The 18,090-nt window shown below is 69.4% G+C and carries 12 protein-coding genes and 8 pseudogenes; 6 read left to right on the top strand and 14 right to left on the bottom strand.

Going from position 1 to position 18,090, the window contains the following annotated elements:
• Window positions 1–53 precede the first annotated feature (53 nt).
• Both FRANEAN1_RS21415 and FRANEAN1_RS21410 read left to right on the top strand, forming a co-directional pair.
• Window positions 54–3,818 carry a hypothetical protein gene (locus FRANEAN1_RS21415; RefSeq protein ID WP_020461909.1) on the top strand — a complete coding sequence of 1,255 codons (3,765 nt, stop codon included), beginning with the start codon at window positions 54–56 and terminating at the stop codon, window positions 3,816–3,818.
• Complete coding sequence (locus FRANEAN1_RS21410) at window positions 3,811–5,511, top strand: hypothetical protein (protein WP_020461908.1); 1,701 nt, start codon at window positions 3,811–3,813, stop codon at window positions 5,509–5,511. Before FRANEAN1_RS21415 ends, FRANEAN1_RS21410 begins: the two co-directional genes overlap by 8 nt.
• Before the next feature lie 297 nt (window positions 5,512–5,808).
• Here FRANEAN1_RS21410 and FRANEAN1_RS41370 read toward each other — a convergent pair.
• Together FRANEAN1_RS41370 and FRANEAN1_RS21405 are read right to left on the bottom strand one after the other, a co-directional pair.
• A pseudogene (locus FRANEAN1_RS41370) lies at window positions 5,809–6,006 on the bottom strand (IS701 family transposase); the annotation flags it as partial.
• A gap of 498 nt (window positions 6,007–6,504) precedes the next feature.
• Window positions 6,505–7,038 carry a hypothetical protein gene (locus tag FRANEAN1_RS21405; RefSeq protein WP_041254550.1) on the bottom strand — a complete coding sequence of 178 codons (534 nt, stop codon included), beginning with the start codon at window positions 7,036–7,038 and terminating at the stop codon, window positions 6,505–6,507.
• A 246-nt stretch (window positions 7,039–7,284) separates the two neighbouring features.
• Between FRANEAN1_RS21405 and FRANEAN1_RS21400 the strand changes: the two are divergent.
• Window positions 7,285–8,166, top strand: a pseudogene (locus FRANEAN1_RS21400) (SAM-dependent methyltransferase).
• 159 nt (window positions 8,167–8,325) lie between these two features.
• On the opposite strand, the pseudogene FRANEAN1_RS39330 reads toward FRANEAN1_RS21400, so the two are convergent.
• The 3 genes and pseudogenes from FRANEAN1_RS39330 to FRANEAN1_RS43845 form a co-directional block, all read right to left on the bottom strand.
• Window positions 8,326–9,045 (bottom strand): annotated as a pseudogene (locus tag FRANEAN1_RS39330) (5'-3' exonuclease H3TH domain-containing protein); the annotation flags it as partial.
• Between the two features lie 167 nt (window positions 9,046–9,212).
• Window positions 9,213–9,338 carry a hypothetical protein gene (locus FRANEAN1_RS43850; protein ID WP_347176700.1) on the bottom strand — a complete coding sequence of 42 codons (126 nt, stop codon included), beginning with the start codon at window positions 9,336–9,338 and terminating at the stop codon, window positions 9,213–9,215.
• A gap of 130 nt (window positions 9,339–9,468) precedes the next feature.
• Window positions 9,469–10,193, bottom strand: a pseudogene (locus FRANEAN1_RS43845) (integrase core domain-containing protein).
• Window positions 10,194–10,205: 12 nt separating this feature from the next.
• Between FRANEAN1_RS43845 and FRANEAN1_RS43840 the strand changes: the two are divergent.
• Window positions 10,206–10,294 (top strand): annotated as a pseudogene (locus FRANEAN1_RS43840) (nitroreductase family deazaflavin-dependent oxidoreductase); the annotation flags it as partial.
• A gap of 161 nt (window positions 10,295–10,455) precedes the next feature.
• Here the strand turns inward: FRANEAN1_RS43840 and FRANEAN1_RS41360 are convergent.
• Window positions 10,456–10,559 (bottom strand): annotated as a pseudogene (locus tag FRANEAN1_RS41360) (IS6 family transposase); the annotation flags it as partial.
• A 59-nt stretch (window positions 10,560–10,618) separates the two neighbouring features.
• Here FRANEAN1_RS41360 and FRANEAN1_RS41355 point away from each other — a divergent pair.
• Window positions 10,619–10,990 (top strand): hypothetical protein, encoded by a 372-nt coding sequence (locus tag FRANEAN1_RS41355; protein WP_157472741.1) that lies wholly within the window; start codon window positions 10,619–10,621, stop codon window positions 10,988–10,990.
• Between the two features lie 63 nt (window positions 10,991–11,053).
• Here the strand turns inward: FRANEAN1_RS41355 and FRANEAN1_RS43835 are convergent.
• The 7 genes and pseudogenes from FRANEAN1_RS43835 to FRANEAN1_RS39320 form a co-directional block, all read right to left on the bottom strand.
• Window positions 11,054–11,146, bottom strand: a pseudogene (locus FRANEAN1_RS43835) (IS6 family transposase); the annotation flags it as partial.
• A gap of 2 nt (window positions 11,147–11,148) precedes the next feature.
• A complete protein-coding gene (locus FRANEAN1_RS21375; RefSeq protein ID WP_041254543.1) occupies window positions 11,149–12,180 on the bottom strand; it encodes a type III polyketide synthase in 1,032 nt (343 codons plus the stop codon).
• 71 nt (window positions 12,181–12,251) lie between these two features.
• On the bottom strand, window positions 12,252–13,541 hold the full coding sequence (locus FRANEAN1_RS21370; protein ID WP_041256263.1) for an acyl-CoA dehydrogenase family protein: 1,290 nt from the start codon (window positions 13,539–13,541) through the stop codon (window positions 12,252–12,254).
• An 83-nt stretch (window positions 13,542–13,624) separates the two neighbouring features.
• A complete protein-coding gene (locus FRANEAN1_RS21365; RefSeq protein ID WP_041254541.1) occupies window positions 13,625–14,344 on the bottom strand; it encodes a methyltransferase domain-containing protein in 720 nt (239 codons plus the stop codon).
• 263 nt (window positions 14,345–14,607) lie between these two features.
• On the bottom strand, window positions 14,608–15,444 hold the full coding sequence (locus FRANEAN1_RS21360; RefSeq protein WP_198145345.1) for a UbiA family prenyltransferase: 837 nt from the start codon (window positions 15,442–15,444) through the stop codon (window positions 14,608–14,610).
• Between the two features lie 816 nt (window positions 15,445–16,260).
• Window positions 16,261–16,785, bottom strand: coding sequence for a 2'-5' RNA ligase family protein (locus FRANEAN1_RS21355; RefSeq protein WP_020461899.1), 525 nt, complete (start codon window positions 16,783–16,785; stop codon window positions 16,261–16,263).
• A gap of 118 nt (window positions 16,786–16,903) precedes the next feature.
• Window positions 16,904–17,282, bottom strand: a pseudogene (locus tag FRANEAN1_RS39320) (transposase); the annotation flags it as partial.
• 17 nt (window positions 17,283–17,299) lie between these two features.
• On the opposite strand from FRANEAN1_RS39320, the gene FRANEAN1_RS21345 reads away from it, so the two are divergent.
• On the top strand, window positions 17,300–17,524 hold the full coding sequence (locus tag FRANEAN1_RS21345) for a hypothetical protein (protein ID WP_020461897.1): 225 nt from the start codon (window positions 17,300–17,302) through the stop codon (window positions 17,522–17,524).
• A 39-nt stretch (window positions 17,525–17,563) separates the two neighbouring features.
• On the opposite strand, the gene FRANEAN1_RS21340 is transcribed toward FRANEAN1_RS21345, so the two are convergent.
• Window positions 17,564–18,055, bottom strand: coding sequence for a GNAT family N-acetyltransferase (locus FRANEAN1_RS21340; RefSeq protein WP_020461896.1), 492 nt, complete (start codon window positions 18,053–18,055; stop codon window positions 17,564–17,566).
• Between the last annotated feature and the right edge of the window lie 35 nt (window positions 18,056–18,090).

Raw genomic sequence — 18,090 nt, 5'->3', positions numbered from 1 at the left:
CCGACCTGACGTTCCCGACGGACCTGACCACCTCGACGGACAAGGATCCGCGCATGCCCGGTCTGCCCCTCGCCGTGCCCGTCACGCTCGACGCCCTGGTGGTGAACCAGGCCGTGCTGGCCCGTGACACCTTCCGCTGGTGGCAGTTCAACTACCTGTCGTTGTCCCACTGGAAGAGCCCGGAGCCGGTGGCGCTCGACCGGGCGGTGGGCGGCCAGCGGCCCGGCGTGTACCTCAGCTGGACGCTGCCGGAGGCGCTGCGGCACTCGGCCGCCGACTCGCCGCACGGCGACTTCCCCCTGGTACCGAACCGCTGGCTGATCGTCCGACTCCACGGAGCCAGCCGTCGGCAGGCGACCGCCTGGGTGCTGGAGAGCGACTGCCCGTACACCTCGGCGGTGACCACCACCGACTCGGCCGACACCAGCATGTACCTGGCCGACCCGGGGCTGATCAGCGCGTGGCGGTCCTGCGCCGACCCGATCCGGCGGGCCACCACGCTCAACCCGGCGGCGAGCACCGTGCAGGTCGCCAGCCTCGGGATCTCCTTCCCCCTGGCCGGATGGTCCGAGCGCGCCGCGCGGCCGATGTTCCTGCGGGCGGTCGCGCCGGCCAACACGCTGTTCAGCGGCTATCTGGCGCACAACCTCGGGGTGTTCTCCTTCTACGACCCGCTGACCGGCCTCGACGCCTACACGCTCAGCTATTTCGTGCTCGGCTGGTACTCCGACCCGACGCAGGACGTCCTCGCGCCGGCCGGTGCCGACGACGCCGCCTACGCCGCCCTGCTGGAGCGGCTCGGCTGGGCGCTGGACGGCGGCTCGGCCGCGGCCACCGACAGCAGCGTGTACCACGGCGCGGTGCTCTCGGTCGGCTGGGACCGCGCCGGCCCCGCGCCGGCGGAGGATCCGCTGCAGGCGGTCCGGGACAGCGGCCTGCTCAACGTGAGCGTCGGCAACACCACCATCGACGCGTTCACCTCCCTGATCGGCCCCCAGCTCAACGACCCGGCGAAGGCCCAGCTGCTGCGCGCCTTCCAGTACGACCTGCTGCCGCAGCTGAACGAGCCCAACGGCGAGGCGCTGCTGGACGACCAGGTCCGGCAGGCCTGCTTCGCCTCCCGGCCCGGCGGCCACGTCTGGGCGATCGTGGAGAACACCTCCGACGGGAGCCCCGGCACCACCCTGACCGCGGACGAACAGAGGTGGCTGGCCGAGCTCAACCAGGCCCAGGCCGACCTGGACACGGCGCTGACCTCCCTGCACAGCCTGCAGTGGCGGCTGCACGAGCTGTGGTTGAAGAACGGCTATCTCTCCGACTCGAGCAACACCTTCCCCAAACCGCCCCGCGGGGTCGGGACACTCAGCGACTTCCAGCACCAGCTGGCCGGCGAGCTCGACCCGAGCCGGCCGGGCAGCGCCGCCGCCCGGCTGGTGGCCCAGTTCGGCGTCGTCCAGCGGCTGCTGCCGCAGGTTCCGCAGCCGGACTGGACCCACACCGACAACGACCAGCAGGCCCTGCGCGACGGCATCACGGCGTTCGCCGCCAGCCGGAACCTGGACCCGGGCAAGACGCTCAAGGCCGTCGCCGGCCCCCGGTACTGGCAGGCCGCCAATCCCACGGTGGTGCTCTCCGGCGTGTCGGCTCCCCCGTCGGCGGTCAGTACCATCGCGCTGCCGGTCCGTCCCGGCGACGACCTGGTCACCGCGTTCACGCTGCGCTCCGGCGCCACGATCGGCGCCGCCGCGGTCGCCGGGCTGCTCGACGCCGTCGGCAGCCTCGCCGCCGTCCCGACGTCCGCCGCGCAGCCGCTGCTGCGGGAGTTCCTGCTGCTCGACCCGGGCAACGCGGCGGCGCTCGCGGCGGCCACCGGGCAGTCGGCCGACGAGCTGGCCACGGTGATGGGCGCGCACGACCCGGCCCGCTACACCGGCAGCCTGCCGGCGCTGCCGCTGGCCGGCTGGCGGCAGCCGTGGAGCCCGCTGTTCCTGGAGTGGTCCGGCGCCTACACGCACGTCCCGTTCACCGCCGGCGGCGCGGCGTCGTGGACCTTCGACGGCGTCGACTACCGGCTGACCACCGTGCCCTCCCCGCTGCCGGACGGTCAGCGGGTGGTCGGCGGCATCTCGCTGCTCAGCCCGCATGCCGGTTTCGTCTTCGGCTCCCGGCTGGACGCGTTCGTCCGCCAGTACGGGACGGACTCCGAGCTGGCCCAGCTCGACGAGTGGATCGCCCGGGTCTACGGCTGGCAGTTCCTCGCCCAGGAGCTCACCGGCTTCCACCAGCTCCTCAGCCTGCGCGACGGCCGCGCGTTCCGCCGGCCGACCGCCGCCGACCAGCTCGGCGGCTACCCGGTGGCGGCCCTGACCGGCTACCGCGACGACGACGACGACGGCGGCGGCGGCGACGGCGTCCCGGCCGCGCTGACGCTGCCACGCGCCAGCCAGGGCCAGGTCGACACGGTGCCGCTGTTCCCGAACGGGCCGGCGCCGACGTTCCACGGCCTGCGCTCCGGTGCCTACTACTTCACCGACTTCCAGCTCTACGACAAGTTCGGCCGGGTCCTGCACGTGGTGGAGTCCGGCCAGTCCAGCGGCCTGTTCGACTACGCCACCTTCCCGGTCCGCATCGACCCGACGCTGGTGCCGGACGAGGTGGTGGTGCCCCGGGTCAGCTCGGTCCTGCAACTGCCGCCACGGCTGCTGCAGCACGCCCGGCTGGAGCTGCGGCTGCTCGACGCGGCCGACGACACCAAGGTCTACCAGCAGGACCGGGACGTGATGCCGATCTCCGGCTGGGTGCTGCCCAACCACCTCGACGCCAGCCTGCTGGTCTTCGCCCCGGACGGCACCGCCCTGGGCGAGTTCCGGTTGTACGCGCAGGCCGACGGCAGCCGGTCCGGCCGGTGGACCCCACCGCCGCACACCACCCTGACCCTGGCGGACGTCGGCCGGCTCGCCCCGCGCCTGCGTGACCTGCTGGCGTCCCCGCGGCTGGCCACCGAGGCCGGCTTCCTGGCCTTTCTGGCCGCCGTCGACGCGACGCTGTGGACGGTCGACCCGCTGGGCAGCCGGGCCGACGCCAACCTCTCGGTGCTCCTCGGCCGCCCGCTGGCGCTGCTGCGGACCCGGCTGCGGCTCCAGCTGGACGGCGACCCGATCACCGACACCGGCTGGGCCGCCACCTTCGCCGAGCCCACCGCGGACCTGCTCAGCCAGGAGTTCGCTGTTCGGCTCGGCGACCAGGCCACCCGGCAGGACGGCGTGGTCGGCTACTTCGCCGGGTCGGACTACGAGGTGTTCCACAGCACGGCGGCGCCGCCGGCCGAACCCGCGCAGGACTACGTCACCGTGATCGGGCCGGTCGGACAGACCACCACACCGGGCAACTACCCGCGGCTGTCCTTCGCTCCCGGCTCCGGTCAGTACCTGACCGTGCTGGCCGATCCCCGGGCCGCGATCCACGCCTACACCGGCATCCTCCCGGTGAAGCGGTACGACATCCCGCAGGAGTTCGTCGACCGGGCGCTGGCGGCCATGGAGGTCACCTTTCGCGCCGGCCCGCTGCTGACCCCCCTGGGACCCTCAGCGGCCATTGGCGACACCCCGCCGGCCTACCCACGGTCCATCACCCATCCCACCCCGACCGAGCGCAACGGTAGCTGGTCCTGGTGGGAGCCCGACGCCGCGGCCGGCACCTGGACCGGCTACGGCCTGACCGCCGCCTCGCCCAGCGCCACCAGTGGTCTGCCACCGAACACCCTGCGCGAGGGCTACCTGCAGTTCATCACTGATCTCAAGGAGCAGCCGCATGCCTGAGGACAGCGACACCATCCTGCTCGACTACGCCCTCTCCACCGACCCGGCCCCCGTCCCGGCCAGCACCGCCCAAGTCGTCAACCAGGCCCGGGTGAATATCGGCGTCAGCGCCGAAACCACCGTCTACTGCAGCCAGATCGTGATCGCCGTGCCGATCGGCACGGACGACGCGAGCCTGTACGCGCTGGCGCCGGCCGGGTCGTCGAACAGCAACAAGTGGGCCGTCACGGCCCAGCTGCGCAAGGGCCGCGACCTCTGGGACGGCCTGGACGAGGACCAGGACTACAGCACCTTCGTCTACGACTGTGTCTCCAGCACCGACTACCGCGTCGACTACAACCTGGTCTTCGGCGTCTTCGGCGCGGTGAACCAGACAGTCGGTGACGCCGAGATCGCGATCCAGGAGACCTCCGGGACCAGCTCCGACCCGACCACCTTCACGTTGAAGCCGGCCTACTTCCCGGTGCGCAAGGAATGGCCGGCCTTCTACCTGAAGAACCTGGTCGCGGCCACGCTGGCCAGTCCCACCGTGCCGGCCACCGACTTCTCCGAAGGCGACCCCGTCCGGCTGTCCTGGGAGAGCAACGGCACCTATTTCCAGCTGTTCACGAAGGGGCAGAGCCGGCCGGTCTACGCCGGCACCGCGACCACCTACACGCTGGAGGAAGGGCTCTCCCGCGACACGGCCTTCGTCCTCACCGCGTCGATGACCGGTTCCCCGGACGAAGACGTCCCGCAGGGCGGCTACGAGCCGATCTACCTGTACGACGCGCTCACCGTCAGCGTGTCCAACCCGGTGCTCACCCCGAGCAGTGTGACGGTCTCCGGCACCCTGGAGGTGTCAGGCACCAGTTACCTGTCCACCACCGAGACCGGCTCGCTGAGCTCATCCAGCGTCAGCGTGAACGGCTCGCTGGACGTGGACGGCTCCACAAGCCTGAGCGACACCACCGTCGACGACGGGCTGACGGTCCGCGGCTCCACCGAGCTGGAGGAATCGCTGAGCGTCTCCGGCAGCACCAGCCTCTCCGACGCGACGGTGACCGGGACGCTGTCCGGGACAGGATCGGCCTCGCTGAGCGACCTGACCGTGCGGGGGCTGTACGGCTACTCCGGGCGGGTGGAGCTGCTCGGCAACGCGAATCTGGTCGACCAGGGCGCCAACCTCGGCCAGACCGGCGTCTACACCGCGACCGACGGCTTCGCGGTGGCCCAGGTGCTCACCCCCAGCGACAACAGCCAGGCCTCGTACGCCTACGGCTGGATCTACACCTCGGGTACCTGGTTCGGTGTGCAGGGCGGCACCGTCGGCTCCTTCGGCCCCGGCTGGAGCGACTTCATGAACACCAACCCGAATACGATCACCGTGCCGATCCCGGCGGGCTCCTACTGGTACTACGAGAGCTTCAACCCCTCCAACAACCAGGTCTACAGCGACGTCCAGTTCTGGTGGTTCCCGCTGGGCAGCGACTACGGCGCCACGGCGACCTACCGCAAGCTCACCGCCGAGGAGCGGGTCGCGGAGCAGGTAGAGGTGCCGCCGGCGCGACCGGCCGTCCCCGACATCGCCGCGGCCGTCGAGCGCCGCGAGAACGCCGCGGCGGCCTTCGTCGAGCGGCTGGCGGCGGCGTTGGAGGCCGACCTGGCCGAGGAGGTGCGGGCCGACCTGACCCGGCTCCTGAACCAGCACTGACGGCTGGCGGCTGGGCTCCTCCGCGCGGCGGGTGACCGAAGGGCAGCTGTGCGAGGGAGCCCAGCGCGGCAGCAGGCGACGGGCCGGGCGGCGCTGCTCGACGGCCTCACCGGAACGGTTCCGCCGGTCGTGGGGGGCGTCGTCGCGCGGCGTCGAGCTGCCCGCGCCGAGGGTCAGGAAGGTCTCCCCGTCGCTGAACCGCCACGAGCGGGCGGAGGCGCGCGCAACCCGACCCTCGAACGCTCCGGTGTGGATGGTGGAGGTGACGAAGTTCAGCACGGCAGGCTCCCCGGCGCGGCGGGCGCGTGCCTGGTGACCGCGACGCCAGTCCGACCACCAGATGATCACCGCCGGTGGGATGACGGCCTGTCCGAACAGGGCAATGACATGACGGATCTCGTTAAGGGTGAGTGGGGCCATCATGTTCCTGTCCGGTGTCGCCTGCTTGGTGATCGGGAGGCCGCCGGAAAGACGCTGATATCCCACAGCGGTCGTTGTGGTGCCTGCGAGCCCGTAGGTCAGTGTGGCGCGGAGGTCCTGAGGAATCCTGTCCCGCTGCCGGAATAAAAGGGGCGCCTCACATCGATGAGTGAAACGATGGTCTTCTGCGCCATGAGAATTCCCCTTGCATGCCTGTGGACCGTGTATCCGCGATGTCTTGCGTACCGTATCGCGTGATCGTCCGGACGGGCCTGTCGCATCCGCTGGAATCAGCTCATCACGACCAGAAGCTTCTGCCATGGGCGTCCCACGCCCGGCTTATAGGGCACCCTTGGGCGGCTCATGAGGGTAGAAGGGGTCCGACCGCAGGAGACTCTCACCGCGATTGATCGGCATCGCCACGTGTCCGCGTCGACCCGGACGAGAACGACATCGAATTCGTGGTTGAGGCTCGGTCATACGAACATGATGAGGCCGTCCCGGGCGGCTGCACCCAGCTCCTCTGCGATCACGAGTATCCGGTCGGCGAGTCCCAGATGAGGCGCCTCAGGGTCAGTGGTCGTGCAGGGATATGTAAGGAGCGAGGCGGGCGATCAGCTTTTCGGGCGTAGTGCCCAGGGCTTCTGCGAGGGTGACGAGCAGCGCGGTGGCGATGGTGGTGAGGGTGCGCAGGGTGCGCTGCGGGTTGCCGTGCACAGCGTCGACGATCAGGTCTTGGCGTACCGCATCCAACGGTGCCGTGGCCGGGGTCGGGGTGGCCATGTCGAGGCGGGCGGTCAGCAGGGCGACGGCCGGGTCGGCGTCGGCTGTCTGGTGGGCGTTGAGGACAGCGATGTCCTGGAGCATCTGGTGCGGGGGTGTGTGGGTGGTCTTGGCGAGTTGGAGGAGGAGTCCGACGGTCAGCCGTTCCACGCTGGTGATCGTCTCGATCGGGGTGTGGGTGCTGGCGTCGTGGAGGAGCGTGGCGAGGTGGTGGCGTGCTGCCCGCAGCGCGGTGGTGTCCGGGCCGTCTTCGTGGCGTACGAGGTGGAGCTGGCCGGTGAGCAGGGCCAACGTGCGCCGCGCGGCCTTCGCAGGATCGGTCACGGAGCCCCATTCTCCGCCCGGTGTGGAGACTGGTCCACTCGCCGGGGGGTGTCCGGGAGGCCCGGTACCAGGGCTTGTGGCAGGCGGTGAGGAGACCGCGGTGTCTGTCCGTGGGCCGCTGGCCGGTGGGTCAGTGGCGGCGTGTGGACGTCTGGCGGTTCCCGGTGAGCCGCATGCTGTCTGCTGTGGTCTTGCGGGGATGGGGGCCGGCTGCCCGTTAGGGTGATTCCAGATGGTTGCGCCGGAATGTGGGGGTTGTGCACGGTGACCGATGCCGAGGCCGGGGCGTCCAGCGCGAGGCGGTGGTTCACGCCTGTGACGGAACAGCTCACCCCGGCCGATCTGAAGATCGATGTTCCGCACTCGGCTCGGGTGTACGACTATTTCCTGGGTGGTAAGGACAACTTCCCGGCTGACCGGGAGGCCGCCGAGCAGACGCTGGCCATCTTCCCGGACATGCGGACCGGGGCGCGTGAGAACCGGGCGTTCCTGCACCGCGCGACCCGGAAACTCGTCAGGGAGCTGGGGCTGCGGCAGTTCCTCGACATCGGCACCGGCATCCCGACCTCGCCGAACCTGCACGAGGTCGCGCAGGAGGCCGCCGCGGACGCCCGGATCGTCTACGCCGACAACGATCCGATCGTCCTCGCGCACGCCCGCGCCCTGCTGACCGGTACCCGGCAGGGCCGCACCGCCTACCTCGACGCCGACCTGCGCGAGCCGGAGAAGATCCTCGCCTCGCCCGAACTGGCCGAGACTCTCGACCTCGACCGGCCGCTCGTGCTCTCCCTGATCGCCGTGCTGCACTTCATCCCTGAGTCGGACGACCCGTACGGCCTGGTCCGCCGTTACACGGAGGTCCTCCCGTCGGGCAGCTACGTGGCGCTCACCCACGCCACCGGGGACTTCGCGCCGGAGGAGGCGGAGCGGGTCTCGGCCGTCTACCAGGCACGCGGGATCGCGCTGACCCCACGCTCCCGGGGCGGGGTCGAGGGCTTCCTCACCGGCCTCGACCTCGTCTAGCCGGGTGTCGTGCCGGTCCACCGCTGGCACGCCGAGATGGACGCCGGGGAGGAACTGGCCGACAGCCGCGTCAACGTCTACGGCGCCATCGCCCGCGTCCCCTGAACGGGCGGCCCGTGAGCAGGCACAACGGGCGGGGTGAGCACGGGTCCAGCGCGCGGATGGTGCGGTCAGCGAAGGTAGGGCGGCCCACCAGAGGCCGAGTGTGGCGATGACCTCGCTGGCAAGGGGCAGGGGTGCGGTGGGGATACCGGTCGGGGCGTAGGGCAGGGGCGCTTCGCAGCGCATGCGGATGATGTCGCGCCAGGTCAGGATCTGGTGCCATGCGGTCTGGATGGCCGCGCCCTTGGTGCCGACGAGCCGGCCGGAGGCGGGGAGGTCCTCGAGAGTCAGACCGCCGGCGAGCAGAGCGGCGGCGGTCTTGGGACCGATACCGCGGACACCGGGGATGTTGTCGCTGCTGTCTCCGGACAGCGCGCGGAGGTCAGCGAACTGGGCCGGGGCGACGCCGTAGTGGGTGAGGAGGTGGCCTGGCCCGATGAACCGGCTGCCGGGCCGCCGGGCGGTGTTGAGGACTCGAATTGAGCCGTGCGTGGCGTCGGGATAGGAGAGGATTTGGTAGAAGTCCTGGTCCGCGGACAGGATCAGCACGTCGCGTTCGGCGTGGGCGGCTGTGGTGAGGGTGGCGATGACATCGTCGGCCTCGACATCCTCGAGCTCGATCCAGGCGATGCCGAACAGGTCCAGGCCGGTCGTGATGTCGGCGAGCGCCTCCAGCGGTCGGCGGGCGGCGTCGCTGATGTCGCGGCGGTCGGCGTCCCGGGAGGGGAGTGGGAGCTGCCGTGCCGGTATCCCAAGCCCTGGCTGGCACTCGCAGGCTCGTGGGGGTCTCGGATCGGCGCTACCGGCACGGCCGTCGCCCGACAACCAGGCGAGATTTCTAGGTGCGGGTGGGTCGTTTTCCTCTGGTTGAAGTGAGCTCACTGTGTGACGGTGGCTGTTCGTGCCGTCGGTGTCAGCACGGCGGGTGTGCTGAGAAGGTGACGGCCAGCCAGGAACGGGAGCGCTGCGGGATGCGCGAGCATCTGTGACGGTTCGGGACCGATCCGGATTCCACCGACCCGGATTCGGCCGCGGTCCTGGACTCGCAGTTAACCATTGCGATCGAGATCGGTCAGGCTGCAGTGGCTGCTCTTCCCTCCGATCACCCTGCCCGTGCTGGGATAGTGGCCAGCCTCGATCTCGCCCGCCGCCAGCGCGCTCTTGGTGAGGATCATCCTGATGTGGGAACGTTCCTGGCCACAATCAGACCCGACTTCACGTCGGGGCGCCCGTGTGGGGATCCAGAATCCCGATTCGGCCTGTGAGCTGGCCTTTTGCGGGTGATCCGATCTTCCTCGGGAGGTATCAGGCTGCGTTGCGATATTCGTTGATCAGCCCGCCAAGAATACATATGCGACGGACGGTAGACCCCGGGAGCGGGGCGACCATGGGTGGCGAGTCGGGCGGATGCTGGCCGAGGGAGCAGTGAGGCCGGTGGGTATTGAAATGCTCGGCTTAGCTGGTGAGGACTGACGTCAGGTGCCGTTCGGAGACGGTCAACAGCCTGTCGGTGCATTCCCTGCGGACGGTGCCGACCCAGCGTTCCGCGATCGCGTTCGCCTGCGGGGATTGCGGTGGTGTGTGCGCCATGTCGATACCGGCTCCGGTGAAGACAGCGTCGAAGGAAGCCGTGAATTTAGTATCGCGGTCACGGATGAGGAACCGGAACCGGTGGCTGCGCTCCTCGAGATCCATCAGCAGGTTCCTCCTGCGGTGGCCCCAGGTCGGGTTCTCCTTCGCGAGGCGCAGGACCAGCTCGCGGATCTCCCGGCGGACCGGTGGCCGTCCGGGCGATTTCCGGGGATAGATCCATTTTCGTGCGAGGAGGTCACGGTGCCAGCGCAGCACGGTGGCTGGGGTGACGAAGGACGAACCCCAGCTGGACCGGGGTAGCAGCCGGGACAGGGCTGCGTGGATCACCCGATCCGCCGGATCCAGCGTCGGACGACTCCCCTGACGTCGCAGCACCGCCATCTGGTGTCGCAGGGCAGGACGAGGAGCTCGACGTCCTTCGCGGTGTCCCCGCGCACATCGCCACGAGCATCAACGAGGGCGTTATCAAGGAGTTCCGCGCAACAACGGAGTTGTGGGTGGTGCGTTCGCCGGGGCGCCCCTTCTGTTGCTTATCACGAGCACGATCACCTCGGGTGGGAATCGGAATCCGGTGAACTCCGAGACGGGGACCAGTGGATGGATGGCACCTCGATGCATCATCCGATCAGGACCGGCCGGGCACCCGGACACGTGGAGGACCTCGCCAACGCAACAGACCCAGCGCTGCATCCACCGTTAGGCCGTGACATGGCCGACAGCGATGCCGCGTTCGGCGAGCAGCCCCTGACATCCCGATACGACAGGGCGAACCGCAAGTACCAGCGGACCGCCAGCACGATCACCTCCGGTGGGAACCGAACCCCGCGAACTCCGACACGAGGTCGGTGGTGCCGCGTAAGCCGTGCTCGGCATGGTGGACAAGGAACAGTGCCGGCACTCTCCGTCGGTGGCGGCCTACCGCGCCGGTGGGCACAACAAGGCAACGCCGAAGGTGTCAAACGTGCCGATCAGGGTAAGCTGTCATCGAGCCGCACCAATCGACGGTGTTGTCGCAGGCGCGGGCGCCACCATGTCTGAAGGCGAAAGGGCCATGATGAAGACCCGCGTCCCGGTCCCCCTTGCGTTGCTGATCTGGGTAGTCGTCGGTATCATCCTTGCTTCGAGCAAAAACTACGGTGAGATCCACGATGGCTCCCAGCTCGCCACGTTCATTCTGGCTATTGTGCTGTGGCCGATCCTTGCCTTCGATGGTTCCGTCGCCATCCATTTCTGACGGGGCTGTTGCGTTATGGGGAGGGAACGCGTGCCGAGCCCTGCGGGTTTGCGAGTCAGACCGCGAGGCGAGTCCGGTGAAGGCCTCTGATACCCGCAGCAGCGGGTCGGAGTCAGTGCCGAGTTCGTAGTGTCCGCGGCGGATGTTACGAACGAGGGTTATCTGCGCCGCAGTAGGGCCATGCAGAGTGTCAGACCTGGACCGAATGCCATCCCGATCGCTGTGCCGCCGATGTCGAGTCCATCGCGCAGTTGTTCGACGACGAGCAGTACGGTCGCCGACGAACAGTTACCTCGGGAGTTGAGGATCTGGCGGGTCGCGGCGGTCTGTGCCCTGTCCAGACCCAGACGCTCCTCTACGACGTCGACGATGCGTAGCCCGCCGGGGTGCACGGCCCATCCCTGGATGTCGGCCTGCTTGAGTCCGAAGGGGTCGAGCAGTGCCGCGGTCGCCTCTTCGACGTGGTTCGCCAGGACGGCGGGGACCTTGGCGGACAGCCCCATCCGGAACCCATGGTCGGTGACGTGCCAGGTCATCAGTTCTTCGCTGGCTGGAGCGGTCACGGCCGTGGTGTCGATTACGTCGAGACCATGCTCGGCGTCGGGCTGGAGCACGATCGCCGCGGCGGCGTCGCCGAACAGGGCGTGCGCGACCACCTGTTCCAGGTCTCGTTCGGGAGTATCCGGCTGGATGTGCAGGGAGGTGAGTTCCACGCAGAGTACGAGGGCGGGTTGCCGGCGGGCCCGGACGAAGTCAGCGGCGGTTCCCATCCCCGGGATCGCCGCGTAGCAGCCCATGTGCCCGATCAGCAGCCGCCGTACCTGCGCTGACATACCGAGCTCACGGGCGAGCTGGATGTCCAGACCCGGTGTGCTGTAACCGGTGCACGACACGACGACGAACAGCCCGACGTCGGCGGCGTTCAGTCCGGCGTCCATCAGGGCGGTTCTGGCGGCCTGTAGTCCAAGGGGGTGTGCGTCCTCGACGTATCGCAGCATCCGGGTGGCTGTCGACCAGCCGCTGATGTCCTCGCGCCGCGGATCCACCACCCCGTGCCGGGTCCGGACTCCGCAGCCCATGAAGATCCGGCGAGCCATCCGGTCGCCTCGGTACCGTTGGTCGAAGACCTCGTCCCACAGGCTCTGCTGGTCGAAAACCCCAGGAAACGCTGTCCCGATCCCGGTGATCACGGCTGTCGTGCCCGGCTCTGCCCCGGCGCTCCTCGTGGGATCCCTGCTCGTGTCGGGAGTCTGTGCCCCCCTCACCACCGGGCCACGTTTGCGTCCGCGTCCGGGTCGCCTCCCAGCGCCGCGAGGCCCAACCAGTCCGCGCACACATCCGTGGTCGCGGGTTGGAGAGATCCGCACCGAGCGTCCCGGTACAGCCGTTCCAGTGGGTGGCCGCGGCGGGTGACCGTAGTTCCGCACGCCTCGATGACGGAGGCCGCCACATCCTGCGCGGTCTGCCCAGCGAGCAGTTTCGCTCGCCATACCCACCGGTTCGTCGCCGCTGATCCGGGATCGGCCTCCACCCGCCGGGCGCACTCGTCGACCATGACGTCGAGCGCTGCGAGGGCGACGTCCGCGTGACCGAAGCGGGCCCGCACGGCAGGAAGGCCGACCAGGCCCTTCGGTATCCCCGCTGCCGTTTGGCCTCGCGCGTGTTCGATTCCCGCGTTGAAGGTGGCTCGGCCGACCCCGGCGTAGACGGCGGCGTAGGAGGCCACCAACCACTGCGGCATGATCTGCGCGATCAGCAGGCTCAGCCCCTCCAGCCCGCCGACCAGCGCGTCCGCCGGAACCCACACGTCCAGGCGCAGGTCGTGGCTGCCGGTACCCCGCATGCCGAGGGTGTCCCAGTTGGGCTCGACGGTCACCCCGTTCCCGGCTGGAACAAGAAAATGGCTGACTCTCGTCGCTGGGCCCGCCGCAGCCGCCAGGTGGTCTTCGTCCGGCTGTTCGCCTTCGGAATGGTCTTCGGCCGCGCGCGCGGCGACGAAGTAGACGTCCGCGTGCGACGCACCCGAGCAGAAGGACTTGAGGCCGATGATCCGGTAGCCGTCGCCCTCACGGCGGTAGGAGGTCCGCAGCGCGGACAGTCGCGAGCCGGCGCCCCGTTCGCTCATGGCAACGGCGATGAACGAGCCGCCGGCGGCCTGAGTCAACATCCGGTCGCGCGCGGAGAAATAGGACTCCGGCGCCCCCATCGCGCGGGCGAGCTCGTCCGGAGTGCCGGCCAGCGCGCCCAGGACCGAGGTGTGCATGTTCAGGGCCAGGGCGGTCGAGCCGCTGGCTTCGGCGAGTACCCGCGCGGCATTGGCCCACTGCGCGAAACCGCCGCCGTGACCACCGAACCGCCGGGGTACGAGCAGCCCCAACAGACCCGCCTGGCGCAGATCGTCGAGGTCGGCCGCGGGCAGCTCCCCGCAACGATCTGCGTCGCCGGCGCGCCCGGCGATCGCTGCGACGACGCTGTGGGCGAGTTCCGCCCCGTCGGCGCGCGGTGCCCGCGATTGCGCTGGTACCGCGTCGTGTCCGCCCGGTTTCCGCATGCTCACCTCCCGCACGCCCGGCTCCGGGAGGTCCGGACCGGCTGACGGGCCCGGACCCTGCGCATCAGCGGACCGTTCAACGCTCACCGGAGTTCCCTTCTTGTCCCGACGGCCTGGTAGACACCCGCGGTGGACTCGGTCGGCACCATCCGCACCGAGTCGGCTTGACGGACGAGCCAACGGACGTAGTCAGGAAGCGAGGGGCGAAGGCCGCCAACGACAGTCATCTCGATGCCGCACCGATCCAGCGCCGCGCCCAACCGGTCGGGCGACACCAGCAGGCGCGGATCGTGTATACGAGGCGGCGGGCCACCCGGCAGGCGCTCGGCGAGACGCACCAGACCGATCCGGCAGAACAGAGTGTCCGCGAGCGTGTCGATCACCAACGTTCCGCCCGGAGCGAGGACTCGCCCGATCGCCGTGCAGGCCGCGTCGAGATCCTCGATATGCTCGAACATCTCGCCAGCGACGACGCAGGAGAACTTGCCGTCGGGGAATGGCAGGCGCGTCACGTCGGCCTGGACTGCCTCGACGCCGTGGTCACTGGCCTGGCGGAGTGCCAGCGGGGATAGATCGACACCAATGTGCCGCCATCCCGCGAGCTTGCCAGTCAGCACCCGCGCGAGCAGGCCGCCACCGCAGGCAAGGTCGAGCAGCGGGGCGCCGGTGCGAGGTGGGGCCGGGATGAGGCGGGCGCGCGCCTCGGCGAGCCAGTGCAACGCCGCGAACCGTCCGTGAGTGGGCCACCACTGGTCGGCGAGGTCATCGTACTGCGCGGGATCGTTGCGGCGCCGGCGCGGCAACCGCCGTCGTCCGTTCGGGCTCGTCGCCGCTGGCCTTTGATCGCACGATTCCGGAACGACCCGATATGGGTGAAACATCGATTCCGGCCGGTGCGTCGACCTGTTCACGTGGCTCCCCGAAGGAATAGTGGCAGAATCTAAATGAGATGTTCCATAGACGATGGGGATCTGTAGGGCCGGCCCGTTTCCATGAAATCGGTACAACAATCACACGTCGAAAAACTTTCTCGTCCGGCCATGGACCTTTCGTCGATCATCTGTCATCAGGTCAGGTACGTGCCGGCGGCGACAACGAGCGCAACGTCGAGCGCGGCGACTGCCATCGCGATCCGGAAGGCATGGCGGTCGCCGAGCCGGAGACCCAGCACCGTCAGCGCCGTCACGGCGACCAGGATGGCGACGCGCCACGGGCTGAGGTCCGCCGGTCCCAGCACAGCGACAGCGGAACCCGCTGCGAGCAGGAGGGCAGCGGACCGCCGCGAACCGGCCGCCCCGAGGTGTTGCGGCAGGCCGCGCACCCCGGTCCGGGCGTCGGTGGCGAGGTCGGGAAGGGTGTTCGCGAAGTGCGAGCCCGAGCCGAGCAGAGCGCCCGCCAGCGGCAGCCACCAGGGCGATGCTGGATGATCAGGAAGCCCCAGTACGACGAACGCCGGCAGCAGGGCGAACGAGAGAGCGTACGGGAGGACGGACAGTCTGGTCGCCTTGAGTCCCAGGTTGTAGGCCCATGCACTAGCGACTGCGCAGAGATGGGTCCAGCCCGCCGGGCCACCCGAGGCGAAGGACAGCGGAACGCACGCGACCAGCGCGACCACGCAGGCGAGGGTGACCGGCCCCGGCGCTACTCCGCCGGCGGCGATCGGCTTCTCCGTTCGGCCGCCCGCCGCGTCGCGCTCCTGATCGATGACGTCGTTACTCCAGCCAATCGACAACTGCCCCGTGACGACCGCGGCCGCCACGGCGGCGATACCCGAGGCGGAGCGCCCGCTGGAGATCGCCAGTGCGGTGGCGAAGAGCGTCACCGCCGCGGTCGGCTCCGGATGACAGGCCCGCACCAGCGCAGCGAACCGCCCCGTGTCCGCAGGCGTCGCAGTGGTGGGCACCCGCTTCACTCCGCATCGCGCGGACGGAAGACCCATACCGCCGGAATCGACCGGCGCGGCAACGTTGATGGCCAGCGAACTATTGGCGGCCGATCTTCGCGACCGGGACACCACGGGTACGCCTCTGTGTTCTTCGAAAGAATCTTGTCGACCCCCTTTGGTGTGGAACGTCCACACCGGTATCGAGCGGCGTGGACTCCTGGATGACGACCCAGCGCATCGCGGATCACGGCGAACAGCCTTTGCCGCAAGCCTTTCCTGGACCGCAGTCCGGTCCGGTCCAGCAAGTGTGGCAGCAGAAGCTGCCTGTGTTGTGCATGTCGAGGCTGAAGGAGCACGGCGGACCACACCCACCCGCGGCCTGTCCGCCGTCCGGTAGGCCGCGGGATTCGCGGGCCAGGAACGCCGAAGCGACCTGCGCGGTCGTCAGGCCGCCGACCGCGCGCAGGAGCTGCGACGGTGCATGCCCGCGATCCACTCCGGATTACGCGTCTCGGTCGCGGCGCCCAGACCCGCAAACATCGTGACCCGGCCGGGCGCTCGCCCCTTTGGCCGCGGGACACCGGACCTGGACGTGCCGGCCGCCACCGTTTCCGCCGTGCCGACGCCGGGCAGCCGATCGCGGGCTTGGTCGGCTCGTTCCCTGAGGTGGCGCAGGGCTGCCCTCCAGGGCGGCGACTTCGCCCACCGAACGCATCGTCAGGGCCCTGGAGGTCAACGCCGACGGCCCAGTCCTGGCACCCCACAGGGTCGGCCGTAGAAAGGCCGCGCGGCAACGGCGGGCGGCTACGGCGTCGCGCAATCCTCGGGGAAGCCTCAGGGGATCGAAGCGAGCGGCCAGATCTGGCCGGTGGTGCTGTCGATGAGCGCGGCTTGGCTGATCCGGGCGGCGATCGGGAGGACGTCGTAGACGGTGGCGGCGGCAACCGGAAGCTGCGCGAGGCGGGCCCGCGGAACGAGGGCGCAATGCGGTAGCCACCTGTCGATCTCGTAGTGCTGGTGGATGAACGCCCCGGTGGCTCGGACGGCCCGGACGGCCTCCTGCTGCCGGCCGACAAGTCCCGCCTGGCCGGCCGGAATGAGCGAGATGCGGCCGCGGCGGAAGGCGCCGAGCGCGTCAAAGGTGATCTCCATGGGTCCCCGGTCGGGGAGGGCCTCGATTGCCGCCTGAACGCTGCCGAGATCCCACCGCAGCAGGACCACGTAGGACAGGTGAGGACGGTGGAGACGGTGAGTGTGCGAGCGGAGCGTCGGCACGCCCCGCTCCTCGAGCCGATCCCACAGGTCTCGCAGCGCACGGTCGGCACGGGGATCAAAGAGCAGGCAAATCCCGAGAGCCACGATCTAACGGTAGCCGATCACATCCGTTACGCAGTCGAGATCGCTCAACCTCGCGCACGATGGACCGGCCGGGACATGCGGGGTGCCAGAACTCGGCCACCGGCGTTGATCTGGTCTTTTAGGCGGCTCGTTCGTATTCGTTGATCAGGCCACCGAGGACAGGCCGGCGCTTGATCCGTGCCGTCTGCGATCGGGTGGTCGGGCCGGGGCGGTTGAAGGCGGAGCGCGCGGTGCGGGCGTCGTCCGTTGTAGTGCCGTGCGTACTCGGACAGGACGGTGCGCAGGTGCCGTTCACCGAAGATCAGCATCCGGTCAGTGACCTCCGTCCGCACGGTGCGCACGAACCGTTCCGCGTAGGCGTTCGCGCGGGGGGTTCGGGGTGGGATCCTGACCGTGGTGATGCCGGCGTCGGCGAGGACCGCGTCGAACGACGCGGTGAACTGCCCCGCACGGTCGCGGATCAGGAACTGGAAGTCGACCGCCCGCTCACCGAGGTCCCTACCGCCCAGGGGAGATGACTTACGACCTGCGGCGACTCCGCCAAAACGGTCTGATCCACCGCATCCCGACGACCAACCGCTACATCCTCACCGACGGCGGGATCCGCGTCGCCGTCTTCTACACCAAGGTCTACAACCGGACCGTTGTTCTCGTACAACGGAAAGCGCTTGTCGATCACATGGAAATTGGCGTCGAAGAACGGACGTCGATGCATCACGGATCTCCTTTCACTCGGTAGTTGACCGCGGCGCTTGCCGCAGGCTCGGCCGGGTGTTCGTTACAGGGGACGCTGCCAAGTCTGGCCGACGAGGTCGCGCCCGAAACTGCGGTGGGCCTGTTCGGCGACGAGCTCGAAACCCTGTTTCTGGTAGATGCGGCGGGCCGAGTGGAGCACATCGTTGGTCCACAGGGAGATCGCCCCATAGCCCGCGTCCCGCGCGAAGTCCACGCACTCCCCGACGAGGCGGGCCCCGAGACCCAGTCCGCGCGCGGCGGGATCGACAAGGAGAACGCGCAGTTTCGCGGTCCGCTGATCCCCGCGTACGCAGAAGACGCACCCTGCCCGCACCCCGTCCACTTCCGCGATCCATGCTTGCTGCGGTCCGGCGTCCTTCTCCGCTGCGTAGTCGGCAACGATCCGGGCGACAAGCCCCTCGAAGCTGCTGTCCCAGCCGAACTCCCGGCTGTAGAGCTCGCCGTGCGCCATCACCACCCAGCCCAGGTCCCCGGGCCGGCCCAGTGGCCGGATGGTCACCCGACGTTCCGCCATCGCGCCTTCACTCTCCTGCTACTGAAACGACTGTT

The organism is Parafrankia sp. EAN1pec, from assembly GCF_000018005.1.
GTDB classification, from domain to species: domain Bacteria; phylum Actinomycetota; class Actinomycetes; order Frankiales; family Frankiaceae; genus Parafrankia; species Parafrankia soli.
The sequence above is the reverse complement of the archived record's forward strand: the minus strand, read 5'-3'. Positions and strand labels throughout refer to the sequence as shown.